Source organism: Cronobacter malonaticus LMG 23826, from assembly GCF_001277215.2.
Classification (GTDB): domain Bacteria; phylum Pseudomonadota; class Gammaproteobacteria; order Enterobacterales; family Enterobacteriaceae; genus Cronobacter; species Cronobacter malonaticus.
In genome coordinates, this window is sequence record NZ_CP013940.1 from 3,196,420 (window position 1) to 3,220,370 (window position 23,951).

Below are 23,951 nucleotides of genomic sequence, written 5' to 3' on the forward strand. Positions count from 1 at the left end.
CTGTACATTCACTCTCGACTCTTGAAGTTTGTCATGGTAGGTCTAATATTACAAAGTATTGCAAGGATTTCCTTGGCCGGAACCGCAAAGCGACGCGATTGGAGAGGGTGAGATGAAAGCGCACCTACAGGTGATTTTCACGCTCGATGAATTGGCTGCGTACTTGAAAGTCGGCAAGCGGACGTTTTATCGGCTCGCCGCACACGGGGAAATTCCGGCTTTCAAGGTGGGCGGGACGTGGCGACTTCGTCAAAGTGAAATCGATCAGTGCATTAATGATCAGACCTGAGCCGGAGCAAAGAAGGAGGTGATGTGCAAGCGTGAACAGCAGAAGTCATCCGAGCAGCCCGTGTCGCTTGGGCGCACTGCCCGTCGCAGCAGGCAAAGGGCTTGAGTAACTCGTTTTCCAATTTTTCTGGAGGTATGACATGGACATCGATTTCAAGAAGTTGGCTCCCTGGAACTGGTTCAAGAACGAGCAGCAAGAGCAGCAGACCGCCTCTTCCCTGCCGGTGCAGCGTAATGACCTGCCAGCGGCGAGCGGGTCAGTCAGCCCGATCCTGCAACTGCATCGGGAAATCGACCGGCTGTTCGATGACGCATTCCGGGGCTTCGGTTTTCCGGCGTTGAACATGCCGCAGTGGCCATCCGATTGGTCGGGCATGCTGAAGCCGGCCCTGGACATCCAGGAAACCGACAAGCAGTACAAGATTGCCCTAGAAGTGCCCGGTGTCGAGGAGAAGGACATCCAGATCACCCTCGACAACGACGTGCTGATGGTGCGTGGCGAGAAGCGCCAGGAACAGGAGAAGAAGGAAGGTGGCTTCCACCGTGTGGAGCGCTCCTACGGCAGCTTTCAGCGTGCCTTGAACCTGCCTGACGACGCCAACCAGGATTCGATCAAGGCATCGTTCAAGAACGGGGTGCTCACGGTCACGATCGACAAGCGCGAGGTCAGCGCGCCGAAGCAGGGACGCTCGATCCCGATCAACGGCTGACGTCGTCGGCTCGTTCGTCACAAGAAAAACCCGGCCCGAGACGAGGTGTCGCGGCTCGCGATGCCTCGCCGCCTCAACCTTGTCAACCTTCTCAGGAGCATCAGCATGGCCAGAAAACAATGCCAGGTCTGCGGCCAACCCGCCACCGTGCGGGTGGAAGCCAATCTCAACGGTCGTCACAGCACCATGCTGTTGTGCGACGACCATTACCGGCAATTAGTGCGCCAGCAAAAGCGCACCGTTTCGCCGCTGGAAGCCTTGTTCGGTTCGCGCAGCGGCCTGTTCGAGGACTTCCTCGGCAGTGACTTCTTCCGCATCGGCGACGACGCGACGCCAGTTGCCGCCGATACCGATGACGTGGTCGATGCCTCGTTTGGCGAGCCCGCCGCCGCAGGTTCGGGTGCGCCGCGCCGTCGCGGCAGTGGGCTGGCCAGCCGCATCAGCGAACAGTCGGAAGCCTTGTTGCAGGAGGCCGCCAAACACGCTGCCGAATTTGGCCGCTCCGAGGTGGATACCGAACATCTGCTGCTGGCGCTGGCCGACAGCGACGTGGTCAAGACCACCCTGGGTCAGTTCAAGATCAAGGTCGATGACCTCAAGCGGCAGATCGAGTCTGAGGCCAAGCGCGGGGACAAGCCCTTCGAGGGCGAGATCGGCGTGTCGCCGCGCGTGAAGGATGCGCTCAGCCGCGCCTTCGTGGCCTCCAATGAACTCGGCCATTCTTATGTCGGTCCAGAGCATTTCCTGATCGGTCTGGCCGAGGAAGGCGAAGGGCTGGCCGCCAACCTGCTGCGCCGCTACGGCCTGACGCCGCAGGCGCTGCGCCAACAGGTCAGCAAGGTGGTCGGCAAGGGCGCCGAGGATGGCCGCGCTGAGACGCCGACCAACACGCCAGAACTCGACAAGTACTCGCGCGACCTGACCAAGATGGCGCGCGACGGCAAGCTCGACCCGGTGATCGGCCGCGCGCAGGAGATCGAAACCACCATCGAGGTGCTGGCCCGGCGCAAGAAGAACAACCCGGTGCTGATCGGCGAGCCGGGTGTGGGCAAGACCGCCATCGTCGAAGGGCTGGCGCAGCGCATGGTGGCGGGTGAAGTGCCCGAGACCTTGCGCGACAAGCGCCTGGTGGAACTCAACATCAACGCCATGGTGGCCGGCGCCAAATATCGCGGCGAGTTCGAGGAGCGCGTGCAGAAGGTGCTGAAGGAGGTGACCGAGCACCAGGGCGAGCTGATTTTGTTCATCGACGAGGTGCACACCATCGTCGGTGCCGGCCAGGGCGGTGGCGAAGGCGGGCTGGACGTGGCCAACGTGTTCAAACCGATGATGGCGCGCGGTGAACTCAACCTGATCGGCGCCACGACGCTGAACGAGTACCAGAAATACATCGAGAAGGATGCCGCACTGGAGCGGCGCTTCCAGCCGGTGACGGTGCCCGAGCCGACGGTGGCCCAGGCCATCATGATTCTGCGCGGCCTGCGCGACACCTTCGAGGCGCACCACAAGGTCAGCATCTCCGAGGACGCGATCATCGCGGCGGCCGAGTTGTCCGACCGCTACATCACGGCGCGCTTCCTGCCGGACAAGGCGATCGACCTGCTCGACCAGGCGGCCGCGCGCGTGAAGCTGTCGGCCACGGCCCGGCCGGTGGCCGTGCAGGAGCTGGAGTCCGAACTGTACCAGCTGCGGCGTGAACAGGATTACGTGGCCGCGCGCAAGCAGTACGACCAGGCCGCCGAGCTCGGCAAGCGCATCGAAGCCAAGGAGGCCGAGCTCAAGAAGCTCGTCGAGGACTGGGAGCGGGAGCGGGCCTCCGGCAGTGCCGAGGTCAAGGCGGAACACGTGGCGCAGATCGTCTCGCGCCTGACCGGCATCCCGGTCAACGAGTTGACGGTGGAAGAGCGCGAAAAGCTGCTGCACTTGGAACAACGGCTGCACGAGCGCCTGGTGGGACAAGACGAGGCGGTCCGTGCCGTGGCCGATGCCGTGCGGCTGTCCCGCGCCGGCCTGCGCGAAGGCAGCAAACCGGTGGCTACCTTCCTGTTTCTGGGCCCGACCGGGGTGGGCAAGACCGAGCTCGCCAAGGCATTGGCCGAATCGATCTACGGCGATGAGCACGCCCTGTTGCGCATCGACATGTCGGAATATGGCGAACGCCATACCGTGGCGCGGCTGGTGGGCGCGCCTCCGGGCTATGTCGGTTACGACGAAGGCGGTCAGCTCACCGAGAAGGTGCGGCGCAAGCCCTACAGCGTGCTGCTGCTCGACGAGATCGAGAAGGCACACCCTGACGTCTACAACATCTTGCTGCAAGTGTTCGACGACGGTCGCCTCACCGACGGCAAGGGCCGGGTGGTGGATTTCACCAACACCATCATCATCGCCACGTCCAACCTGGGTTCGGACATCATCCAGCGACGGCTGAAGGCGCGTGGGGCGGCCGGCGAGGAGTACGAAAAGACCAAGGCCGAGGTCATGGACGTGCTGCGCGGCCACTTCCGGCCCGAGTTCCTCAACCGCATCGACGAGATCATCGTCTTCCATGCGCTGGGCAAGGAGGAGATCCGCCACATCGTCGGCCTGCAGCTCGATCGCGTGGCGCGCAGCGCCGCCAGCCAGGGCGTGACGCTCACTTTCGATCAGACGCTCATCGACCATTTCGCGGAAGAAGGCTACAAGCCCGAGTTCGGTGCGCGTGAACTCAAGCGCCTGATCCGCAGCGAGCTGGAAACTGCGCTGGCGCGCGAGATGCTCGGTGGCAGCATCGGCAAGGGCGATCACGCCAGCGCACGCTGGGACGACAAGGCCGAACGCGTGGTGTTCGAACGCAAAGAGCCACCGCAGACCCCGGCCGAGCCGGAGCAGCCGGATGTCGCGAAGGCGACCGAGACGCCGCACGGCGACGCTGGCAAAGGCTCGCGCAAGAAGAAGTCGGCGAGCGACGCATCTTGATGGCGGGCGAGGCTGCCGTGTCCGACCCCATCGGCCTGGCATGGGCAGCCTCCCTGGCATCGATCGCGGTGGCGGTCGTGGCCGCGGGTCACGCGGTCGTCTACAAGCGTGATCCGCGGCCACGCCGTGGGGGCTGCTCATCAGCGGCGGCACTGCCCTCCCGCTCGCTGGCCATCCGTTTGCGTGACGGTGCGGCCCGTCTGTTCACCTGATCCTGTGGCAACTCGACTTTCGAGGAACAAGGCCCATGGAAAAAAAGAATCAATGGAATACCGGCTACTGGATCGTTGCCCTCCTGCTGTTGCTGAGTTTGCAGAGCTACTGGCAGACGGCGAAAACCGTCGAGCCGGTCCCCTACAGCGAGTTCGAGAAGGCGCTGGACGAGGGGCGCGTGGCCGAAGTGCTGGTGTCGGATCGTACGGTGACCGGGCGCCTGAAGTCGCCGGACAGCCGGGGCAAGACGACGATCGTGGCAACGAGGGTCGAACCCGATCTTGCCGATCGCCTGTCGAAGTACGACGTGCCCTATGCCCGCGTGTTGGAGAGCACCTGGCTGCGCGATGTGCTGTCGTGGATCCTGCCAGCGGTATCCTTCTTTGGCGTCTGGTTCTTCCTGTTCCGCCGCTTCGCCGAGAAGCAGGGCATGGGCGGGTTTCTCAATATCGGTAAGAGCCGCGCCAAGATGTTCGTGGAAAAGAACACCGTTGTGACGTTCGCCGATGTGGCGGGGGGGGATGAGGCCAAGGCGGAGCTGGTCGAGATCGTCGATTTCCTGAAGAATCCGCAGGACTATGGCCGTCTCGGGGCGCGCATTCCCAAGGGCGTGTTGCTGGTCGGTCCACCGGGCACCGGCAAGACATTGCTGGCCAAGGCTGTTGCCGGCGAGGCGGCGGTGCCCTTCTTCTCCATCTCCGGATCAGAGTTTGTCGAGATGTTCGTCGGCGTGGGTGCGGCCCGTGTGCGCGACCTGCGCGACCTGTTCGAGCAGGCCCGCGGGCAGGCGCCGGCCATCATCTTCATCGACGAGCTCGATGCGCTGGGCCGCGCGCGCGGCGTCGGCGGCCCCATCGGCGGCCACGACGAGCGCGAGCAGACCCTCAACCAGCTGCTCACGGAGATGGACGGCTTCGACAGCTCGGTCGGGCTGATCATCCTCGCCGCCACCAACAGCCCCGAAATCCTCGACCAGGCGCTGCTGCGTGCCGGCCGCTTCGACCGCCAGGTGCTGGTGGACCGGCCCGACAAGAAGGGGCGGCTGGACATCCTGAAGGTTCATGTCAAGAAGGTGACGCTGGCCCAGGATGTAGACCTCGAACAGGTAGCCGCACTGACCACGGGCTTTTCCGGCGCGGACCTCGCCAATCTGGTCAACGAGGCGGCGCTGGCGGCGAGGAGACGCCGTGCGTCCGCCGTGGAATTGCAGGACTTCACCGCGACCATCGAGCGCATCGTGGCGGGCTTGGAAAAGAAGAGCCGCGTGCTCAATCCCAAGGAGCGGGAAACCGTGGCCCATCACGAGATGGGCCATGCGCTGGTGCTGCCCGAAACCGACCCCGTACACAAGATCTCGATTATCCCGCGCGGCATCGGCGCGCTGGGCTACACCTTGCAGCGCCCCACCGAAGACCGCTTCCTGATGACGCGTACCGATCTCGAGCACAAGATCGCCGTACTGCTGGGCGGGCGTGCCGCCGAAAAGCTGGTGTTCGGCGAGTTGTCTACCGGGGCGGCGGACGATCTGGCGCGAGCCACCGACATCGCCCGCGACATGATCACCCGCTTTGGCATGGACGAGGGCCTGGGCTACATCGCCTTCGAGGCGCAGCGGCCCCGCTTTCTCGATACACCGGAACTGGCCCACGGCGGTTGCCGGGTGGCCGAATCGACCCAGGCGCGCATCGATCAGGCTATCCGCGACATCGTGATGGGCGTGTTCGAGCACGCCTACCGGATTCTCGACATCAACCGCGCGGTGCTGGAGCGCTGTGCGCGCGAGCTGCTGGCGCGGGAAACGCTCGACGAAAGCGATATCCGTCAATTGACTCAAGGACTTGTTCGGAACTGAAAACAGTAGTAGGTGCCATTCAGAGTAAACCGACGGCTCTGTTCAGTGCGTCATCCAATTCGTCGGCATTGTTCAAGGAGAGCCGATATGTCTGCATTGACTCCGTGGGACCCCTTCCGGGAACTGGATGAATTGCAAAACCGCCTGGCGACGATGTTCGGACGAATACCCCAGCGACAGGGCGCCCGTACCGGCAACGAAGCCATGACCACGGCGGACTGGGCACCAATGGCGGACATCAGCGAGGATGAGAACGCATTCCTCCTCAAGCTGGATCTGCCGGAGGTCCCCAAGGATGCCGTGCGCGTCAGCGCGGAAAACGGTGTGCTCACCATCAGCGGCGAGCGCAAACTGGAAAAAGAGGAGCAGGGCAAGAAGTTCCACCGCATCGAACGTGCCTATGGCCGCTTTGTGCGCAGCTTTGTCTTGCCTGACAACGTTGATCCGACCAAGGTGACGGCTTCCATGAAAGACGGCGTGCTGGAAGTGCGGCTTGTCAAGGCCGAGCAAGCCAAACCGAAACAGATTGAAATCTCAGTCAACTAACTTCAATCAAGAGCCCAAGATCATGAATATCAAACAGCCACAATACACCTTCTCCGCACTTGCCCTGGCGGTCGTCGTCGGACTGAGCGGACCGGCTCTGGCCCAATCGGCGGCAGGTTCTAGCCCAGGTGCTGCAGCACCCTCTGCCGCATCCAAGGCGGCACAGCCACAGGTAGATGACAAGGCCGCCCGGGAAGCCGATAAAAAGCGTGCCGAGCTCACTCAAGACGCCATCACGGCGCTCACCAAGACCCAGGAGGCTTTGACCCTCCTTGATGCAAAGAAGACCAAGGAGGCGCTTGCTGCGCTGGAACTGGCCAGCGGAAAGCTGGAACTGGTATTGGCACGCGACGCCAAACTTGCTTTGGCGCCGGTCGATGTACGCGTCATCACCCACGATATCCACGCCAACGTGGAATCGGTAAAGAAAGCGGTCAAGTTGTCTCGGGAGTTGTTGGGTGATGGCGAGGTGCAAAAGGCCCGGCCCATCGTTGCCAATCTGGCCAGCGAAATCGTAATCCAAACCGACAACCTTCCGATGGCAACGTACCCGGCAGCGATCAAGTCGGCCGCACGGCTCATCGACAGCGGCAAGATCGACAACGCCAAAGCGGAACTCGCCCGAGCACTGAACACGCTGGTGGTGACCTCGGTCGCCTTTCCTCTGCCCGTGCTACGGGCCGAAGCCGCGATGGCAAAAGCTGAAAAGCTGGCCGAGACCGACAGGCGCGATGCCAAGCAGAACGAGGAGCTCAGCACCTTGCTGTCGTCCGTGCGCACGGAGATCGAGATGGCGCAGATCCTGGGTTATGGCAAGAAGGCGGACTTCAAACCCATCTTCGATCAGGTGAAGTCCATTGAGCAAAAGTCGGCTGGTGGCAAAAGCGGCAAGGGATGGTTCGACGAGTTGAAGACGCGCATCCAAAAGCTATTTTGAGGTGATGAAGGGCTGACTGCTCTGTCGGTCAGTCTCGCGATGTTCGCATTCAGCCCCAATAGATTCGCCTATTTTCACTATCTCATACGAGGCATATCACCATGAATGAGCAAACACCGAATCCCAATGCGACGAACGAAGGAAAAAACGAACAGGCCGCGGTAAGCAGCCTTCCTGTCAGTCCAGAGTCCAAGCCTGAAGTCGTCACGGAGGTACAGCCTGAGGTTCAGAAAGAAACGGACTCGCAGGCGGCAGACAAACGTAAACAAGTCCTCGATGAGGCAGTCTCGGCCTTGTCGCTGACCAAATCAGCGCTGGCCGCACTTGACGGCAAGGACACTGCACGCGCATTGGCAACGCTGGCCGAAGTGACGGGAAAGCTGGAGCTGATCGTCGCGCGCGAACCCACGCTCGCCCTGGCCGGCGTTGATGTGCGCACCATCGTGCACGACTTGTTCGCCAACACGGAAACCATTGAGGCGATGACCGACGAGGCGCTGGATGCCCTCAAACATGGCGAGGTGCAACAGGCTCGCCACGTGCTGGCTTTGCTGGCCAGTGAAATCGTGATCACGGTCACCAACATCCCTTTGGCGTCCTATCCCGCAGCCGTGAAGGCAGTCGTGCCGCTGATCGATCAGGGCAAGATCGAAGAAGCCAAAGCCGCGCTGCAGTCAGCGCTCAGCACGCTGGTCGAGGAGCGCAGCGTGCTTCCGCTGCCCGTCCTGCGTGCGAAGCTGCTCCTGAAGCGCGCCGAGCCCCTGGTAGAAGATGGTCAGCGCAGCGAAGCATCCAATGAGCGCCTGGAGACATTGTTGAACGAAGCCCGGCAGCAGTTGGAAATGGCAGAACTGCTGGGCTATGGAAAAAGGAAGGACTTTGAGCCCCTGTACGCTGAACTCAAGAAAATCAAGGAAAAGACGGGAGGGGGAGGCTGCGGAAAAGGCTGGCTCGATGAAGTCAAGGCAAAACTGTCCAAGTTGTTCTGAAACCGCTGGAGAGGGGGCGCATAGCGCCCCCTCTCTTGTCCCATGAGTGTTTGATTTTTTATTTTGTATAGATCTTTAGGAGATATTGCATGAACACAGACACCATCGCCAATTCCAATGCGGATGACCCCACCAAAGCACTGTGTTCGCTGAGCCAAAATTGGTGGCTTTTTGTGCTGCGCGGTGTCTTGGCATTGATTTTTGCAGCCCTCGCGTTCTGGATGCCACAATCGGCTCTGTTGGCCATGACCATCATGTTCGGCGCATTTTCCTTGGTCAATGGCGCGTTCAACTTGTTTGCAGCGGTGCGCCATATCCAGAAAAAAGAGCGCTGGGGCTGGCTGCTGTTCAGCGGCATTGTCGGCATACTTACGGGCGTCGTCGTCCTGGTTGCTCCTTGGGTCGCCACGATAGTCTTGGCTTCTTTTTTATGGGCTAGCGTGGGCTTCTGGGCGATTTTCACCGGTGTGCTGGAGATATCCGCCGCCGTTCGGCTGCGTCGGGAAATCAAGGGTGAAATCTGGCTTGCCCTCAGTGGACTGCTCTCGATTATCCTTGGTGCTATCGTCTTGTGGATATTTTTTACCCGTCCGGTCGAGTCATTCGTGGCCGCAGGCTGGCTGTTGGGTTTCCATGCGGCAGTCTATGGCGTCACGCTTTTGTTCTTGAGTTGGAGTCTTCGCAAAACGCGCCTGGGGTAAGAGCGTGCCAAACCAAAATCTATGGATATGAGCATCCTCGATTCATGCCTCCATAGAAATGACATCGAAGGAGTCATACATGCAGATACAATATAGCTATCGAGCTATCGACAAAGAGTTTCATGAACCTTGGCAGAGAGCTTTGGGAAATGTGATCGAGCACGCCCTCAAGCCATTGCTCGACAAACACACTAAAGATTCAGCGCGACTTCAAATCGTCCTTGATCGCGACAAGATCAAGCGGCAATTTCTGGCCAGTGGCTATATGCACCTGCCCGGCAAAAAGATTGTCAGCGTTACTGCATCACATGACGAGCTGACGCCCCTCGCGCAGATGCTCGCACAGTCGTTGTTCCGTCAGGCCAAGAAGCATTTTGACCGACTGCATGCTCAGGATCAAATCAAGCGCAAAGCACGACGCGAGCGCTTGCGCGAGCTCAAGGTGCGGATTGCCGCAAAACCCGCATCAGCCGCCCATGAGGCCGAGGTGACCCGAATGCCTCTACTGTCGAAACTTGAGGCTGTCGCAAGGCGTGAGCTGGCTTATCTGCGGGCCGTCGGCGATTTACCGCGCGATTATCCGACGCTGCGCGACGTGGTGGATGAAGCGATTGTCCGAGCTAAGGTGGAATGGCAATCCGTGCCGGGGGAAAAAGAGGCTTACACCGGTCTTTTGAAGCATCTGTTCGCCGTCCTGGATAACGAAGTGGCAAGCAGCCGGCAATTTGGCGAATTCGTTTCTCTGGACGCGCCGGTCGAACCGGATGCCCAAGACATGGCCGAGGCCATGGTGGAAGAGGAAATCTTCGAATTTTATCAGCACGATGACACACTCAAGCTGGCCGATATTTTCGCTGGCAGTCAGCATCCCGATGTCGCAACGATCGCGGAACAGGAGGAGCTGATTGATCGGTCGAGCGAGTTCGCTTTTGCATTTGACCTGCTGAAGGACATGCCGCGTTTGTGGCGGCGCATTTTTCTGCTTATCCGTGTGGACGGGCTGAATGCCAGCAGCGTCTCTGAAATCCTGCTGATTCCTAGTAAGGAAGATGCTGTCCGAAGGTGGCTCATGCAGGCCGAAGCATTCATCGCTGCTCATCTGGAAGAAGCCGGAGTAAGCAAAAACGGGAACGATTGGCTCCAAGGCGTTGATTGGTCGGCATTGTCTGTGACCCGAAGCGAGGCAGCCTCACTGTGGTCCAAGGAGGCGAACCATGAAGAATGAGCTTCACCTCGTCTGCCCGCATTGCCAGTCCATCAACCGCGTACCGACTGCGAAGCTATCGGAACATCCCAACTGTGGCCGCTGCCAGCAGCCCTTGTTCACGGGCGAGCCCATCGAGTTGACCACGGCGACGTTCTCGCGCCACGTGGAGCGCAGCGATCTGCCGCTGCTGGTCGATTTCTGGGCGCCATGGTGCGGGCCGTGCAAGATGATGGCGCCACAGTTCCAGCAAGCGGCACACCAGCTCGAACCGAGGATCCGGCTGGCGAAGGTGAATACCGAGGCTGAGCCCCACCTGGCCGCGCAGTTCGGTATCCGCAGCATCCCGACGCTCGCCCTGTTCCAGGGTGGGCGGGAGATCGCCCGTCAGGCCGGCGTGATGGGCGCGCAGGACATCGTGCGCTGGACGTCGACGCAAGTGGGACGCTGACCGATGCAGGGCTTGCTCGGCACTACGCTAATCCTGCTGGCGGCTTGCAGCCTGGCGGCGATGGCGACGGCGGCGTTCAGAGTGCCCGCCTTGCTGGGGTATCTCTCTGTCGGCGTTGTACTGGGCCCCTCAGTCATCGGCGTGATCGCGCCGGGGGAGACGCTGAGCTTTCTGTCCGAGCTGGGCGTGGCGCTGCTGTTGTTCATGATCGGACTGGAATTCTCCCTCGGAGACTTCTGGCTCGCCCGCAGGACGGTGCTGATGGCGGGCGCTCTGCAGATGATCGCCGTTGCCCCGCCGCTGATCCTGGTATTGATGTGGCTGGGGCAGCCCGGCCAGAGCGCCGCGCTGCTCGGCACTGCGGCGGCCATGTCGTCCACGGCGCTGGTCAGCCGACAACTGGCCGACCAAGGCGAGCTCACCACCCGCCACGGACGCAGTGCCATCGCCGTGCTGGTCTTTCAGGACCTGGCCAGCGTGCCCCTGCTGGCCTTGCTGGCGATCTGGGCGCGCGGCGAGTCGCCGAAGATCGAGCATGTGCTGCTCGAAGTATTCGGTGTGCTGCTGCTGTTCGCGGCAGCGGCCCTCGCCTCGCGCCGTCTGTTGCATGGCCTGCTGGGCTGGGTGGCGCGGCGGGGCCACGAGGAATCGTTCGTGCTCGTCTCCTTGTGCGTGGTGGTGGCTGCCGCCGCCGCTGCGCACGCGGTCGGCGTATCCGCCGCCCTGGGGGCCTTCCTCGCCGGGATGGTGCTGGGCGAGAGCGACTTCCGGCACCACATGGAAAGCCACCTCAGGCCGTTTCGCGATGTGTTGTCGGGCGTGTTCTTCGTGACCATCGGCCTGCAACTGGACGCAGCACAGATTCTTTCGGCACCGCTGGCGGTGCTGGCGTGGCTGGTGGTGCTGGTACCGGTCAAGATCCTGCTCAATACGCTGGCCTTGCGGGCGACGCGCCTGTCCGCCCTCGATGCCTGGCGCACGGGCATAGCGTTGGGGCACGGCGGCGAGTTCGCCCTGCTGTTGTTGGGCACGGTCTTGCAGCAGCATCTGATCCCCGCGACCGTCGTCCAACCCATGCTGGTCGCGCTGGTGCTCAGCATGGCCCTAGCACCGCTACTGATCCGCCATCACGATGTACTTGCCCGGTTCTTGAGCCGCACCGGCGGCGTCATTCAGCCACCCCAGGCTGAAGAAGTCGAGATCGCCGCGCAGACGACGCGATATCGAGACCATGTCATCGTTTGCGGCGCGGGCGAGCTTGGCCTGCCAGTCAGCGAGATTCTTCGCCACGCCGGCGTGGCGCATCTGCTGCTGGAGGCGGACGCGCAGAAGGTCGAGGCCGCGCGTGCCGCCGGCGCGCCGGTGTTCCATGGCGATGCCAGTCGGCCCGATACCTTGCTGGCTGCCGGCTTGACGCATGCGCACTTGGTGGTGCTGACGTTCGCCCATGCCCAGCAAGCGTTGCGCATCGCCCAGGCGATTGCCGAGCGCCGTCCGGCGCTAACCTTGTGGGTGTCATGCAGAAGTACGACCGCGGCCGATGCATTTCGCGCCATGCCTAACGTGCGCGTGTATCAGCAATCCTTTGCCGCAGCTATTGGGCTGGCGGAACAGGTGATGTCGACGCTTGGCATGTCGACCGAGTTGATTGAAGGACGCATCAGCGCAATGCGCCGCCGTCTCGACAGCAGCCGTTTTCCAGGGAGTTCATAGTCATGAAATCAAAACGCCTTAACCCATTTCAGGTCTTGCGTGACCAATTGGCCATCATGAGTTTTTACGAGCGCTTCGAGCAGGTCGTCGCGCTCGTGCTGTCGGCGGTGATCGCCGTCATCATCGTGGTGTCGCTGTTCCAGCTCATCTCCATCGTCTTCACGCTGCTGGTTCTCGATGCCTTCAATCCCCTGGACCACAAGGTATTCCAGAGCGTGTTCGGCATGATCATGACGCTCTTGATCGCGATGGAGTTCAAGCATTCCATCGTGCGCGTGGCGCTGCGTCGGGACAGCATCATCCAGGTCAAGACGGTGGTCCTGATCGCGCTGATCGCACTCTCCCGCAAGTTCGTGATCCTCGACTCCGACGCGAGCCCCGCAAAGATAGCCGCGCTGGCAAGCGCCACGCTGGCTCTGGGTGCGACCTACTGGCTGCTGCGCAAGCGCGGCGACCGCGCCGCCGAGACCTCTGAGCATGACCCGTCATCATCCCAGTGATCCGCGCACGGCGCTCTTGCAACACCGCTGGCTCAACCGCCTGCAGACCGGGCTGTTGGTCCTGACCATGGTCGGGATCGCAGCCGCAGCAGGGAGACTGCCGTTTGGGGAAGGCTGCCTGTGGCTCGCGCTGTTTGCCGTTGCAGGTGCGTTGCTGCTGGAACCGGTAGCCGCGTCGGCGCTGAGCTTGCGCCTGTACCGCGTACGGGCCTTGCACCCGCAAGAAGCCCACGAGATGTGGGCCCTGTTGCGCGAGCTGCCCGCCCGTGCCGGTTTGCCCGCCACGCCGGTGCCGCACTATGTGCCCAGTGCCGTCGTCAACGCCTTCGCCACCGGATCGAAGCAGGAGGCATCGATCGCCCTCACCGATGGCCTGCTGCGCAGCCTGAGCCCACGCGAGCTGGCGGGTGTGCTCGTGCACGAGGTCGAGCACATCGCTAATGAGGATCTGCGTGTCATGGGGCTGGCGGATTCCAACAGTCGCCTCACGAGCCTACTGGCCCTTATGGGACAGATCGCGATCCTGCTCAGCCTGCCCGCGCAGCTGGTTGGCGCGGCGGAGGTCTATTGGCCTGGTCTATTGTTACTGGCCGCATCGCCCCAGCTGGCCCTGCTCGCACAGCTCGGCTTGTCTCGCGTGCGTGAGTTCGACGCTGACCGCCTTGCGGCGGAACTGACTGGCGACCCGCAGGGGCTGGCGTCCGCGCTGGCGAAAATCGAGCGGGTCAGCCGCTCCTGGCGTGCCTGGCTATGGCCGGGATGGGGCAATCCCGAGCCCTCCTGCTTGCGCACGCGTCCGGCAACGCAAGAGCGCATCGCACGCCTGCTGACGTTGGCGCCTGGTCCAGCATCAGCGTTGCCACTCCGCGCGCCCCATTTTTTGCCGGAATCCGCTTTGGCGACGCGCCCACCGCGCTGGCGCCCGAGCGGGCTGTGGCGCTGATTGCCCATCAACAGGAGACGTCTCATGGCCTATCTCGACCCGTACCAACGCCCCGCGCCGGACCGCTTCATCCGGCGCGGGCTCTTCATCACCGCCTGCATTGCCGCGCTCATGCTGCTGTGGCAGTTTCTGCCCGCCATCGAGGCATGGTTCAGTCCGCGCGAGGCAGCAGAACGCACCGTGATGGCGCGTGGCGATCTGGCGGCGGACGAGAAAACCACCATCGAACTGTTCGAAAAATCGCGCGCCTCGGTGGTCTACATCACCACCGCGCAATTAGTACGCGATGTCTGGACGCGCAACGTGTTCTCCGTGCCGCGCGGCACTGGCTCGGGCTTCATCTGGGACGACGCCGGCCACGTCGTCACCAACTTCCACGTCATCCAGGGCGCGTCCGAAGCCACCGTCAAACTGGCCGACGGCCGCGACTACCAGGCCGCGCTGGTGGGGACGAGCCCCGCGCACGACATCGCCGTGCTCAAGATCGGCGTCGGTTTCAAGCGCCCGCCGGCCGTGCCGGTCGGCACCAGTGCCGACCTCAAGGTGGGTCAGAAGGTGTTCGCTATCGGCAACCCCTTCGGCCTGGACTGGACGCTCACCACTGGTATCGTCTCCGCGCTCGACCGCTCGTTGCCGGGAGAAGCGGGCGGCCCGGCCATCGATCACCTGATCCAGACCGACGCCGCCATCAACCCCGGCAATTCCGGTGGCCCGCTGCTCGATTCGGCTGGGCGGCTGATCGGAATCAATACCGCCATCTACAGTCCGTCTGGCGCCTCGGCCGGCATAGGCTTTGCGGTGCCGGTCGATACCGTCATGCGCGTGGTGCCGCAACTCATAAAGACCGGCAAGTACATCCGTCCGGCGCTGGGCATCGAGGTGGATGAGCAGCTCAACGCGCGTCTGCAGGCGCTGACCGGCAGTAAGGGCGTATTCGTATTGCGCGTGACGCCGGGCTCGGCGGCGCACAGGGCCGGGCTCGTCGGCGTCGAGGTCACCGCAGGCGGCATCGTGCCCGGCGATCGCGTTATCAGCATCGACGGTATCGCCGTCGACGACGTCGCCACATTACAGGCCCGGCTAGACGACAAGAACGTTGGAGATGTTGTGGTCTTGTTAGTGGAGCGGGCCGGCAAGACTCGCGAGATGCTTGTGGAACTACAACCGGGAGTTTGATGGAAAGTGGGTCATGGATCTGCACAGCGAAGCAGCCAAGCGACTTCAGCCTTGCGCCGAACTACGAGCCCTAGCTAGGGATGGTCTGAAGTAGCCCTGTATTTCCGGCTGACTTCAGCCACTGCTGATTTTGAAAGCGGTGAACCGATCAAAAACAATCGGATCACCCGCTCATTTCGGTGCTTTCAGCCGTCGCGAGCACCTTGCGACGGCCATTTTCCGCATTACAGGCGCACCTCTCCTGCGCTTGCCAGCAAATGTCGGCGGGCCATCCATAGGTTCGACAGGGCAAACAGCGTCACCAGTTGTGCAGTGTTCCTCACCAGCCCTCGGAAACGTACCTTGGTGTAGCCGAACTGCCGCTTGATCACGCGAAACGGGGGCTCTACCTTCGCTCGCACTTGCGCCTTGGCCTTCTCGATCTTGCGCTTGGCTTTGTACAGGGCGCTGCGTTTATCGAGCATCTTGTAGGTGCTGCGGCGTGCTGCGACCTGCCAGATCACTTCTCGGTCGGCATGCTCGGAGCGCTTTTCGACGCCGGTGTAGCCGGCATCGGCACAGACGACGTTCTCGTCGCCGTGCAGCAGCTTGTCGACCTGGGTGACATCCGCCACGGTGGCTGCCGTGCCCACCACGCTGTGTACCAGCCCCGATTCATCATCAACGCCGATGTGCGCCTTCATGCCAAAGTAATACTGGTTCCCCTTCTTGGTCTGGTGCATTTCCGGGTCGCGCTTGCCGTCCTGGTTCTTGGTTGAACTGGGCGCGTGGATCAGCGTGGCATCGACGATAGTGCCCTGGCGCAGCGACAGACTGCGATCCCCCAGGTAGCCATTGATCACGCAGAGGATGCCGGCTGCCAGCTCATGTTTCTCCAGCAGACGACGGAAGTTGAGGATGGTGGTTTCGTCAGGAATACGCTCCATGCTCAGCCCGGCTAACTGACGTAGGATGGTCGTCTCGTACAGCGCTTCTTCCATGGCCGGATCGCTGTAGCCGAACCAGTTCTGCATCAGATGGATACGCAGCATCGCCATCAAGGGATACGCCGGGCGATCACCTTCGCCTTTCGGATAATGCGGTTCGATCAGGGCAATCCGCCCTTTCCACGGCACCACCTGATCCATCTCGATCAGGAACAGTTCCTTGCGGGTCTGCTTGCCCTTGCCGGCATACTCGGCGTCGGCGAAGGTCATCTGCTTCATGGAAGAACTCGGGTGGCGGGATCAGCGTATTTTGAATCGCCACGGATAATTTAGACACTTCCGAGCCGTTGATAATACTGGTTTTCATATTCTGTCGGTGACATCTGATCGCTGGAACCATGCCGACGCTTACTGTTATAAAACATTTCGATGTAATCAAAAATATCGCTGCGGGCTTCTTCCCGCGTTCCGTAGATCTTTTTCTTTATCCGTTCGCGTTTCAACAACTGGAAAAAGCTTTCTGCAACCGCATTATCATGGCAATTACCGCGACGGCTCATGCTGCCCTCCAGGCCGTGTGATTTCAGGAACGACTGCCATTCATGGCTTGTGTACTGACTGCCCTGATCCGAATGAACCAGCACCTGTTTTTGGGGATTACGCCGCCATACAGCCATCAGCAGTGCGTTCAGGACAATGTCTTTTGTCATCCGGGATTGCATGGACCAGCCGATAATTTTGCGTGAGAACAGATCAACAACCACGGCAAGATACAGCCAGCCTTCGTGGGTCCTGATGTAGGTTATGTCCGTTACCCAACGCTCATCCGGAGCATCCGGATTGAACTGTCGCTGAAGCCTGTTGGGCGACACGATACTGGCCTCGCCTTTACGAGCCCGCGGGCTCCGGTATCCGACCTGAGCCTTTATCCCGACACGTTTCATCAGTCGCCAGACTCTGTTCACTCCGTACTGTTGCCCGCTGTCCCGCAGATCCAAATGGATTTTGCGATAACCATAGACGCATCCCGATTCCAGCCAGAACTGTTTAATCTGTCCTGTCAGTCTCAGGTCTGCCTGATGGCGTTGTGAATGCGGCTGCTGAAGCCAGGCGTAAAAACCACTGGGATGAACATCCAGCACCCGACAGAGCAGGCGAACAGGCCAGCAACAGGTGTTGTCACGGATAAAGGCGTACCTCAGCCGGACAGCTTTGCGAAGTACGCCGCGGCTTTTTTTAATATGTCCCGTTCGTCGGTAACCCGCTTCAGCTCTTTCTGGAGACGGCGGAGCTCGGCCTGAGCATCTGACTGTTCTTTATTAGTGGAAGAATCCGGACCGTACTTCTTTATCCAGGAGTAAAGGCTGTGGGTGGTGATATCGAGACGTGTTGCAACGCTGGCAACAGAATAACCGCGATCAACAACCTGTTTGACTGCTTCAATTTTAAACTCTTCGGGATAACGCTTACCGCTCATGGGCACCTCTCTTTAAGTCATCTTAAATGACTCTGAGGTGTCTGTTAAACCTGTGGCGATTCACGTCTCTTACCTTAATTCAAATTATTTTCAGATAGATATCATTCTTCTGAACATACCCGATTAACGGCAGAATCTCACGATTCTGCCGTTTTGTATAATTTTTCAGAGGAGTAGCTAATGAACAATTCTGAAGGTTTGAAGTCGTTTCAGCAATCGCTTGCTGGCCTGCCACAGTGGGTATCTGAACGTATATTGCAGCAGATAAATCAGTTAACCCATTACGAGCCAGTAATCGGCATTATGGGTAAGAGCGGTGCCGGTAAATCCTCACTCTGCAATGCCCTGTTTGCCAGTGAGGTATCACCGGTCAGCGATGTCGCGGCCTGTACACGTGAGCCACTGCGCTTTCGACTGCAGGTTGGCGACCGCTATATGACGCTGATGGATCTACCCGGCGTGGGCGAAAGTGGCACTCGCGATACCGAGTATGCTGCGCTGTACCGAGAGCAGCTTTCTCGCCTCGACCTAGTGCTGTGGTTGATCAAGGCTGATGCCGGGGTTTTCTTTTATCAGGAGCCCGAAAATGTCCCAATCCGTGTTACTGCCACCGGGGCCTTTCACCCGGAGACAAGCGCAAGCGGTCACTACCACGTACAGCAATATCACCCTCGAAGACGACCAAGGCAGTCACTTCCGCCTTGTGGTTCGTGACACTGAAGGCCGGATGGTCTGGCGGGCATGGAACTTTGAACCCGATGCCGCTGAAAGTCTTAACCGCTACATCCGCACCTCTGGCATCCGTACAGGCACCTCCACCCGCTGACCGCGAAGCATTTACCCGCACATTTCACCTCCCCGAACACGCTTTATTCCCCCATTTGCCAGCCATCGCCGCTGGCGTTTTTTATTAACGGAGACATGCCCATGACAACACAGACGCAGTACGACCTCGCACCCGCTAACCAATCAGAATTTGAACTGACCGTCACGCAGGTACCCGACGAACAGCGTATCGATTTCTGGCCGCAACACTTTGGCACTATCCCGCAGTGGACAACCCTGGAACCGCGTATTTTTGCCTGGATGGACCGCTTCTGTTCGACCTACAGCGGTGGTATCTGGTCCTTTTACACCCTCAGCAATGGCGGGGCGTTTATGGCTCCCGAGTCTGACAATGATGAGACATGGCGTCTGTTTAATTGCCTGAACGGCAACGATGCCCAAATGAGTGCAGAAGCCGCAGGTATTGCTGTCTGCCTGATTGCGTACAGCCATCACGCCTGTCGCACCCAATGCGGTGCCATGACTGAACACTATTACCGCCTGCGGGACTACGCCCCGCAGCATCCAGAGGCCCACGCCATTCTGCGTATTATCGACTGACCGAAGGAGCAACAGATGAAACAGCTTTCCTTTTTACCCGGCGAGATGACGCCACAGGACCGGTGTCTCATTCAGCGGGCGCTCAGGGCTCTGGACCGCCACCTGCATGAGCCCGGCGTAGCCTTCACCTCTACCCACGCCGTACGTGAATGGCTGCGACTGCATATGGCCGCGCTTGAGCGGGAAGAGTTCCGGGTGTTGTATCTGGACAACCAGAATCAGTTGATTGCCCATGAAACGCTCTTCACCGGCACGATTAACCGCACCGAGGTGCATCCCCGGGAGGTGGTCAAACGTGCTCTGCACTTCAACGCGGCGGCGGTGATACTCGCGCACAACCATCCTTCTGGCGAGACAACACCCAGCCAGGCAGACAAAGCCCTCACGCAGCGACTGGTACAGGTGCTTCAGTTGGTGGATATCCGCGTCCCTGACCATCTGATTGTCGGCGGCAGGCAAATCTATTCGTTCGCAGAACACGGTTTGCTGTGAGGTATGATATGAAAATTATCAGTAAACGCCGGGCAATGACGATATACCGCCAGCATCCTGAGTCCCGAATCTTTCGCTACTGCAGTGGAAAATATCAGTGGCACGGTAGCGTCTGCCATTACACCGGCAGGGACGTTCCGGATATCGCAGGTGTCCTCGCGGTATACGCCGAACGCCGCCAGGACCGCAACGGGCCTTATGCCTGCCTGATGAGCATCACTCTGAACTGACAATACAAAGGAGAGTCGTTATGACTCACATCACATGGGGCCTGCAGCGGAATATCACGCCGCGCCTGGGAGCCCGTCTGGTGCAGGAGGGGAACCGGCTGCATTATCTGGCTGACCGGGCCAGCATCACCGGCAAGTTCAGTGACACCGAATGCCGGAAGCTGGATGAAACATTCCCGCACTTTATCCGCCAGATGGAATCGATGCTGACCACCGGTGAAGTCAGCCCCCAACATGCCCACTGCGTCATCATGTACCACAACGGTTTCACCTGTGAAGCCGACACCCTTGGCAGTTGCGGTTACGTGTACATCGCCATTTATCCCACCCAGCGCTAATAACTTTCACGAGAGCAAACATGAAAACTTTACCTGCAACAACTCAGCGGGCGGTGAAGCCCTGCCTGTCACCCGTGGCTGTCTGGCAAATGCTACTGACACGCCTGCTGGAACAGCACTATGGTCTCACCCTCAACGACACACCGTTCAGTGAGGAACGTGTTATACAGGAACATATCGATGCCGGGATCTCGCTGGCTGATGCCGTGAATTTTCTGGTGGAAAAATACGAACTGGTGCGTATCGACAGGAAGGGATTTAACTGGCAGGAACAATCGCCTTATCTTCAGGCTGTCGATATTCTGCGAGCGCGGCAGGCAACTGGCTTGTTGCAGCAAAGCCGTAGCAACGTAGTACGATGAACATTGCGTACAACCTTCCCGATTTACATTTCTGAACTTCCTCCCTTGTTTACCTATTGCGTAATGCGCCTGCTGCTACCCGGCTGGCGCGTTATCTTTTTACGGACAAACCATCATGCAACCAGAAGGTGAAGTATTAACCGATCATAATGAGCTAATTTGTTCAAGCTTTATTGAACACATTGCCAACACATTGAATTTAGGAGTGGTGTAGACATGGACAACTAAACCTGCAGCCACGGAGGTATAGCGAGTGAAGCCCTATCCGGCCTTTTTGGTCAGTAGATAAGATTGATCTTCGTTGATAGAGTTTACTTACATCAGCAGTTACATGAAAATAATTTTTGGTGAGAAAAAGATAAGACACTACGTAACTATTTGATTTCTTGGTGCCGATAATAGGAGTCGAACCTACGACCTTCGCATTACCGAAACTCGCGTAACCACATGAGTTTGTGAGGCTCTATTGTAGAAGGAATTTGTAGGGGGAACTACAACCTTTTATAAAATCGTGTCATTAGCTTGGCACATGATCTTTGACGGGTTCGTGTATCATTCCAGAAACCGCAATCTTTTTTATACTTGCCAATTCCAATTTACTTGAAATGGTCTCGGCTTTTTCCATATAGCTGCATGCAATAATGCAACATATCAGATACAGTTTTACGTCAAAAGCTCTCTAAAAAATGAGAGCTTTTTCAGATATAAAATTTATTTCAGTTAAATCGATGTTATTCAAATTTGAAATAACCTGATCCATTAACATGCAAATCGAGGTAATATTCAATTATCCAAATTGCTGATAACTTAATAGTAAGTTTATTACAGAGATCAAGATAACGCGAGTAAGAAATATCATGTTGAGCCCCCGTGCCTCCACTCCTATACATTACTTTTTCGCCATCATACCAAATAGATGCGTGATGAGAACCATTCCTAATAGACGACTCTAAGTCATCTTCTGCAAAGGCTTTAAATAGAACGTTATCTTTAAATGGATTTGCCTTATTGGCTTTGTTAACTTCTAAGTATTTAGAAAGAGACATGGTTTTAAACTGATCATATTTCCTCCCATCCATTATATTATTAAGACAAGCTAAAATAGTCATGTTAGAAGTTAGTGCTTCATATACATCCCCATAATACAACTTTATCTGATCAAACCCTTTAGATGAAACAATCAAATCATCAACATCATGATCTATTCTTGAATAGAGAGCTATTTGCCCAAAGTGATCTCTGTATCGAAAATAATCAGAAAGAGCATTTATATATCTATATTGATTCTGCTCTTTCAGCTCCTGATTCCAATAAATTAAAAAATCAGTAAAAACACTCTTATCACGTTTATCAATTTCGTCGATTATAGGCCTGACGATATTGGTTATTTTGGGGTAAAAAAGAGAATCAAAAAACTCATGAATAATATAATACTCAGGATATCCTACGCCCGATTCATAAACGATCACCTGCTCTGATGAGAGAGGATGCCCGTCAATCTCGACATTCATATCTTTGTTTCTTTGTTGCATGTATTGTTGAACAAATCTGTTTGCCTTTACATTATCTTTATGCAACGTTCCCATCATCCCTTTAATTAAACTCCATTTATAAGGGGCAAAAGGTATATCAAACTGATTAGCCACACTCTGCATTCTCCCTTGGATAAATCGCATATGTGGTGAGATTAATTGAGTTAAATGTATAGATGGAAAAGATAAGGGATTGTGTAAATCATCCTTATCGAATGCACAATTCGGGTGGAAATTCATAACCTCTACCTCATCTACCCCCCATAATAATGTGCAATTTTCAACCACCTCGATATGCGCCTCAGGGGCTTTTGCTTTAAGTGCAAAAACTATATTCGCATTGCAATTTGAGCAGTCAAAGTAGTGTTTTTGGTAACCATCGAAACCGACTCCTACCCTTAACCTATATATATGTGAGCATAAATTACACTTTAGACACTGACTAATAACCATAGATACCTCACCATTATTATGTTATGTGCAATCAATAATTTTCTAATAATTTTCTTGGCAACTACCAACCCATTCGAGATGGATAAGTCATTATAAAATAAATATATCAATAACTTAGATCGATATATGGATAAGTTTGGCCTTACTTGCGGTATATCATGAAAACCCACTTATATTGCGATTCTTTTGAACATGACCTCACCCGCAAAAAACCAAAATACCACTGTAAAGCCTATGTAACGCACCTGTATTTTGTTGTTTTACGAATTTTCATTGAAGATAGAGGCTCAATTAATTGACGATCACCATTACCAACGGTTAGCGTTTATTCATATAGTTATAAGAGTTTCTAAACTTACACTGGCGTTACTTTTTCAGTTTGTCCCATCGCACTGCCGAAACAATGCCCCAGTTGCCGCTAGGATTGGGCCTACGCCATTTTGCTGTCTCCATGCTACGCAGATACTCAAGAGCCTCGGAAAACGTGCCAAAACGCTTCTGAGCCGCTTTATCACCTACGCCAAACGAACCATCGCGACTGCTCGCAAGTCCAGGATTAAAGCACGAGCCATCGGCCGCGTATGGAACCAACAGTTCCGGGTCGTCATCTTTAGATGAGTCAGACGCTAATAACTGCCACGGCTCAACACTCAGAGCGTTAGCCAGCACCTCAATCGCATCAAGAGACGCGTTGGAGCCACCACGTTCAATACGACTCATATAACTACGAGCGAACCCACACCGATCAGCAAACGCTTCTTGGCTCATTCCTGTGGCAATGCGCAGTTCTTTTACCCGCTCGCCAAACTGTATTCTCAAGGTCTTTTTCATGCACTGAATGTGCAGTTTTGACCACTGTAAGGCCACGCTCCATATGAGACATTTTGAATCTAAAAGCCCTATTTGTGAGCACACTCTCCCTAGCAAGAAGCCTGCATCACTACAATCAATAGGTTCAAAATGAATACTGATAGTGACAAATAAAATCAGAACCGTAAGATGGTCATCACGGGTTATGTGTCTCCAGCATTCACTACAAGACGTGATGTTGTTTGGCAAATGAGGAAATCATGACGGGATCAGACTTTATATTACCGATGGCAGCGGGAGCCGTGCTTAGCTGGGCCAGTTACAGCATAGTTGCTCACGTTTCAATAAAACGGCAGATCAGCAGCTTACGAGCAATATCATGGGGCATTTTGGGAACTCTCTCTTTGGTGCTGGGAGTGTGTGCGTTTTCTGCTGTGAGTGCAGAACGCACAACAGAAAAGCAAGGTGCTGTTTGCTCAGGTAATACACCGGAATGCTATGCAAAAGCGCACCACAACCCCGTCAGAGAGTGTAAGCAGGTAATGGACAAAAAAGCGACGTTTCGCCATGTGTGGCAGGAAAGTGAAGCTCAGCCGGTTTTCGAAACTTACTTGTGGCACGACGAGCAAAATAAAACGATTCAAGCATTTGGACAACAGGCTAAGGCCATTAACAGCATGAATATGCTGATACCACTGCAATACTTTTGTGTTTTTAACGCCAACACCGGGAAAGTCATCGCGGCTTCATATGAATGAAAGCATTCA

At 57.2% G+C, this 23,951-nt stretch carries 26 protein-coding genes and 2 pseudogenes; 23 read left to right on the forward strand and 5 right to left on the reverse strand.

From position 1 onward, the window contains the following. Window positions 1–112 precede the first annotated feature (112 nt). Window positions 113–289: a helix-turn-helix domain-containing protein gene (locus tag AFK66_RS22060; RefSeq protein WP_080601204.1), complete on the forward strand. Its 177-nt coding sequence runs from the start codon at window positions 113–115 to the stop codon at window positions 287–289. Here the strand turns inward: AFK66_RS22060 and AFK66_RS23065 are convergent. Next, window positions 273–410 (reverse strand): ABC transporter substrate-binding protein, encoded by a 138-nt coding sequence (locus AFK66_RS23065; RefSeq protein ID WP_074577435.1) that lies wholly within the window; start codon window positions 408–410, stop codon window positions 273–275. The genes AFK66_RS22060 and AFK66_RS23065 overlap by 17 nt on opposite strands. Before the next feature lie 18 nt (window positions 411–428). Between AFK66_RS23065 and hsp20 the strand changes: the two genes are divergently transcribed. The 14 genes and pseudogenes from hsp20 (at window position 429) to AFK66_RS15105 (ending at window position 15,178) form a co-directional block, all read left to right on the forward strand. Further along, window positions 429–998: a small heat shock protein sHSP20 gene (hsp20, locus tag AFK66_RS15040; protein WP_007780320.1), complete on the forward strand. Its 570-nt coding sequence runs from the start codon at window positions 429–431 to the stop codon at window positions 996–998. Window positions 999–1,103: 105 nt separating this feature from the next. Further along, entirely contained in the window at window positions 1,104–3,953 is a 2,850-nt protein-coding gene (gene clpK / locus AFK66_RS15045; protein WP_032986565.1) for a heat shock survival AAA family ATPase ClpK, read from the forward strand. Then, window positions 3,953–4,140, forward strand: a pseudogene (locus tag AFK66_RS15050) (hypothetical protein). The gene clpK and the pseudogene AFK66_RS15050 overlap by 1 nt, the downstream one beginning before the upstream one ends. A 60-nt stretch (window positions 4,141–4,200) precedes the next feature. Continuing rightward, window positions 4,201–6,018: an ATP-dependent zinc metalloprotease FtsH gene (gene ftsH / locus AFK66_RS15055; protein ID WP_032986562.1), complete on the forward strand. Its 1,818-nt coding sequence runs from the start codon at window positions 4,201–4,203 to the stop codon at window positions 6,016–6,018. 87 nt (window positions 6,019–6,105) lie between these two features. Continuing rightward, window positions 6,106–6,564 carry a small heat shock protein sHSP20-GI gene (gene hsp20-GI / locus AFK66_RS15060; protein WP_001275372.1) on the forward strand — a complete coding sequence of 153 codons (459 nt, stop codon included), beginning with the start codon at window positions 6,106–6,108 and terminating at the stop codon, window positions 6,562–6,564. 22 nt (window positions 6,565–6,586) lie between these two features. Next, window positions 6,587–7,501 (forward strand): heat resistance protein YfdX1, encoded by a 915-nt coding sequence (gene yfdX1, locus AFK66_RS15065; RefSeq protein WP_001022485.1) that lies wholly within the window; start codon window positions 6,587–6,589, stop codon window positions 7,499–7,501. A 101-nt stretch (window positions 7,502–7,602) separates the two neighbouring features. Then, complete coding sequence (gene yfdX2, locus AFK66_RS15070; RefSeq protein ID WP_007791120.1) at window positions 7,603–8,490, forward strand: heat resistance protein YfdX2; 888 nt, start codon at window positions 7,603–7,605, stop codon at window positions 8,488–8,490. A gap of 89 nt (window positions 8,491–8,579) precedes the next feature. Then, on the forward strand, window positions 8,580–9,191 hold the full coding sequence (gene hdeD-GI, locus AFK66_RS15075) for a heat resistance membrane protein HdeD-GI (protein WP_001090779.1): 612 nt from the start codon (window positions 8,580–8,582) through the stop codon (window positions 9,189–9,191). Window positions 9,192–9,270: 79 nt separating this feature from the next. Beyond that, window positions 9,271–10,416, forward strand: a complete 1,146-nt coding sequence (locus AFK66_RS15080; RefSeq protein WP_007780005.1) for a hypothetical protein — start codon at window positions 9,271–9,273, stop codon at window positions 10,414–10,416. Then, on the forward strand, window positions 10,406–10,846 hold the full coding sequence (gene trx-GI / locus AFK66_RS15085; RefSeq protein ID WP_029039045.1) for a heat resistance system thioredoxin Trx-GI: 441 nt from the start codon (window positions 10,406–10,408) through the stop codon (window positions 10,844–10,846). The genes AFK66_RS15080 and trx-GI overlap by 11 nt, the downstream gene beginning before the upstream one ends. Before the next feature lie 3 nt (window positions 10,847–10,849). Further along, window positions 10,850–12,559 (forward strand): heat resistance system K+/H+ antiporter KefB-GI, encoded by a 1,710-nt coding sequence (gene kefB-GI / locus AFK66_RS15090; protein WP_023899359.1) that lies wholly within the window; start codon window positions 10,850–10,852, stop codon window positions 12,557–12,559. Window positions 12,560–12,561: 2 nt separating this feature from the next. Further along, window positions 12,562–13,059: a heat resistance protein PsiE-GI gene (gene psiE-GI, locus AFK66_RS15095; RefSeq protein WP_032967912.1), complete on the forward strand. Its 498-nt coding sequence runs from the start codon at window positions 12,562–12,564 to the stop codon at window positions 13,057–13,059. After that, window positions 13,037–14,002: a zinc metalloprotease HtpX gene (locus AFK66_RS15100; protein ID WP_007779958.1), complete on the forward strand. Its 966-nt coding sequence runs from the start codon at window positions 13,037–13,039 to the stop codon at window positions 14,000–14,002. Before psiE-GI ends, AFK66_RS15100 begins: the two co-directional genes overlap by 23 nt. Before the next feature lie 24 nt (window positions 14,003–14,026). After that, window positions 14,027–15,178, forward strand: coding sequence for a S1C family serine protease (locus AFK66_RS15105; protein WP_023899362.1), 1,152 nt, complete (start codon window positions 14,027–14,029; stop codon window positions 15,176–15,178). Window positions 15,179–15,402: 224 nt separating this feature from the next. Here the strand turns inward: AFK66_RS15105 and AFK66_RS15110 are convergent, their stop codons facing one another. Continuing rightward, on the reverse strand, window positions 15,403–16,383 hold the full coding sequence (locus AFK66_RS15110; RefSeq protein WP_007777755.1) for an IS5 family transposase: 981 nt from the start codon (window positions 16,381–16,383) through the stop codon (window positions 15,403–15,405). A 50-nt stretch (window positions 16,384–16,433) separates the two neighbouring features. Then, window positions 16,434–17,581, reverse strand: a protein-coding gene (locus AFK66_RS15115) for an IS3 family transposase (protein WP_085959969.1) whose coding sequence is annotated in 2 segments (ribosomal slippage) — window positions 16,434–17,344 and window positions 17,344–17,581 — 1,149 coding nt in all. Because the reading frame shifts where the segments join, the coding sequence is not laid out codon by codon here. Window positions 17,582–17,761: 180 nt separating this feature from the next. Between AFK66_RS15115 and AFK66_RS15125 the strand changes: the two are divergent. The 7 genes and pseudogenes from AFK66_RS15125 to AFK66_RS15145 form a co-directional block, all read left to right on the forward strand. Continuing rightward, window positions 17,762–18,136: pseudogene (locus tag AFK66_RS15125) on the forward strand (YfjP family GTPase); the annotation flags it as partial. A gap of 31 nt (window positions 18,137–18,167) precedes the next feature. After that, entirely contained in the window at window positions 18,168–18,407 is a 240-nt protein-coding gene (locus AFK66_RS21645) for a DUF905 domain-containing protein (RefSeq protein WP_029039036.1), read from the forward strand. A gap of 101 nt (window positions 18,408–18,508) precedes the next feature. Next, a complete protein-coding gene (locus AFK66_RS15130) occupies window positions 18,509–18,967 on the forward strand; it encodes an antirestriction protein (RefSeq protein ID WP_023899364.1) in 459 nt (152 codons plus the stop codon). 15 nt (window positions 18,968–18,982) lie between these two features. Beyond that, a complete protein-coding gene (locus AFK66_RS15135) occupies window positions 18,983–19,459 on the forward strand; it encodes a JAB domain-containing protein (protein ID WP_029039034.1) in 477 nt (158 codons plus the stop codon). A gap of 8 nt (window positions 19,460–19,467) precedes the next feature. Next, window positions 19,468–19,689: a DUF987 domain-containing protein gene (locus AFK66_RS21650; protein ID WP_007777714.1), complete on the forward strand. Its 222-nt coding sequence runs from the start codon at window positions 19,468–19,470 to the stop codon at window positions 19,687–19,689. A gap of 20 nt (window positions 19,690–19,709) precedes the next feature. Then, complete coding sequence (locus AFK66_RS15140; protein WP_007777712.1) at window positions 19,710–20,027, forward strand: type IV toxin-antitoxin system YeeU family antitoxin; 318 nt, start codon at window positions 19,710–19,712, stop codon at window positions 20,025–20,027. A gap of 20 nt (window positions 20,028–20,047) precedes the next feature. Further along, on the forward strand, window positions 20,048–20,389 hold the full coding sequence (locus tag AFK66_RS15145) for a TA system toxin CbtA family protein (RefSeq protein WP_007777710.1): 342 nt from the start codon (window positions 20,048–20,050) through the stop codon (window positions 20,387–20,389). A 731-nt stretch (window positions 20,390–21,120) separates the two neighbouring features. On the opposite strand, the gene AFK66_RS15150 is transcribed toward AFK66_RS15145, so the two are convergent. Next, a complete protein-coding gene (locus AFK66_RS15150) occupies window positions 21,121–22,374 on the reverse strand; it encodes a hypothetical protein (RefSeq protein ID WP_007777708.1) in 1,254 nt (417 codons plus the stop codon). A 366-nt stretch (window positions 22,375–22,740) separates the two neighbouring features. Continuing rightward, entirely contained in the window at window positions 22,741–23,205 is a 465-nt protein-coding gene (locus AFK66_RS15155; RefSeq protein ID WP_032968632.1) for a helix-turn-helix domain-containing protein, read from the reverse strand. A gap of 239 nt (window positions 23,206–23,444) precedes the next feature. Between AFK66_RS15155 and AFK66_RS15160 the strand changes: the two genes are divergently transcribed. Further along, entirely contained in the window at window positions 23,445–23,942 is a 498-nt protein-coding gene (locus tag AFK66_RS15160; protein WP_032967861.1) for a hypothetical protein, read from the forward strand. Window positions 23,943–23,951: the final 9 nt, after the last annotated feature.

Excerpts from the sequence above, each read along its gene's own strand:
- AFK66_RS22060 (WP_080601204.1), top strand. The coding sequence starts at position 113 with ATGAAAGCGCACCTACAGGTGATTTTCACGCTCGATGAATTGGCTGCG.
- hsp20 (WP_007780320.1), top strand. The coding sequence starts at position 429 with ATGGACATCGATTTCAAGAAGTTGGCTCCCTGGAACTGGTTCAAGAAC.
- clpK (WP_032986565.1), top strand. The coding sequence starts at position 1,104 with ATGGCCAGAAAACAATGCCAGGTCTGCGGCCAACCCGCCACCGTGCGG.
- ftsH (WP_032986562.1), top strand. The coding sequence starts at position 4,201 with ATGGAAAAAAAGAATCAATGGAATACCGGCTACTGGATCGTTGCCCTC.
- hsp20-GI (WP_001275372.1), top strand. The coding sequence starts at position 6,106 with ATGTCTGCATTGACTCCGTGGGACCCCTTCCGGGAACTGGATGAATTG.
- yfdX1 (WP_001022485.1), top strand. The coding sequence starts at position 6,587 with ATGAATATCAAACAGCCACAATACACCTTCTCCGCACTTGCCCTGGCG.
- yfdX2 (WP_007791120.1), top strand. The coding sequence starts at position 7,603 with ATGAATGAGCAAACACCGAATCCCAATGCGACGAACGAAGGAAAAAAC.
- hdeD-GI (WP_001090779.1), top strand. The coding sequence starts at position 8,580 with ATGAACACAGACACCATCGCCAATTCCAATGCGGATGACCCCACCAAA.
- AFK66_RS15080 (WP_007780005.1), top strand. The coding sequence starts at position 9,271 with ATGCAGATACAATATAGCTATCGAGCTATCGACAAAGAGTTTCATGAA.
- trx-GI (WP_029039045.1), top strand. The coding sequence starts at position 10,406 with ATGAAGAATGAGCTTCACCTCGTCTGCCCGCATTGCCAGTCCATCAAC.
- kefB-GI (WP_023899359.1), top strand. The coding sequence starts at position 10,850 with ATGCAGGGCTTGCTCGGCACTACGCTAATCCTGCTGGCGGCTTGCAGC.
- psiE-GI (WP_032967912.1), top strand. The coding sequence starts at position 12,562 with ATGAAATCAAAACGCCTTAACCCATTTCAGGTCTTGCGTGACCAATTG.
- AFK66_RS15100 (WP_007779958.1), top strand. The coding sequence starts at position 13,037 with ATGACCCGTCATCATCCCAGTGATCCGCGCACGGCGCTCTTGCAACAC.
- AFK66_RS15105 (WP_023899362.1), top strand. The coding sequence starts at position 14,027 with ATGGCCTATCTCGACCCGTACCAACGCCCCGCGCCGGACCGCTTCATC.
- AFK66_RS15110 (WP_007777755.1), bottom strand. The coding sequence starts at position 16,383 with ATGAAGCAGATGACCTTCGCCGACGCCGAGTATGCCGGCAAGGGCAAG.
- AFK66_RS21645 (WP_029039036.1), top strand. The coding sequence starts at position 18,168 with ATGTCCCAATCCGTGTTACTGCCACCGGGGCCTTTCACCCGGAGACAA.
- AFK66_RS15130 (WP_023899364.1), top strand. The coding sequence starts at position 18,509 with ATGACAACACAGACGCAGTACGACCTCGCACCCGCTAACCAATCAGAA.
- AFK66_RS15135 (WP_029039034.1), top strand. The coding sequence starts at position 18,983 with ATGAAACAGCTTTCCTTTTTACCCGGCGAGATGACGCCACAGGACCGG.
- AFK66_RS21650 (WP_007777714.1), top strand. The coding sequence starts at position 19,468 with ATGAAAATTATCAGTAAACGCCGGGCAATGACGATATACCGCCAGCAT.
- AFK66_RS15140 (WP_007777712.1), top strand. The coding sequence starts at position 19,710 with ATGACTCACATCACATGGGGCCTGCAGCGGAATATCACGCCGCGCCTG.
- AFK66_RS15145 (WP_007777710.1), top strand. The coding sequence starts at position 20,048 with ATGAAAACTTTACCTGCAACAACTCAGCGGGCGGTGAAGCCCTGCCTG.
- AFK66_RS15150 (WP_007777708.1), bottom strand. The coding sequence starts at position 22,374 with ATGGTTATTAGTCAGTGTCTAAAGTGTAATTTATGCTCACATATATAT.
- AFK66_RS15155 (WP_032968632.1), bottom strand. The coding sequence starts at position 23,205 with ATGAAAAAGACCTTGAGAATACAGTTTGGCGAGCGGGTAAAAGAACTG.
- AFK66_RS15160 (WP_032967861.1), top strand. The coding sequence starts at position 23,445 with ATGACGGGATCAGACTTTATATTACCGATGGCAGCGGGAGCCGTGCTT.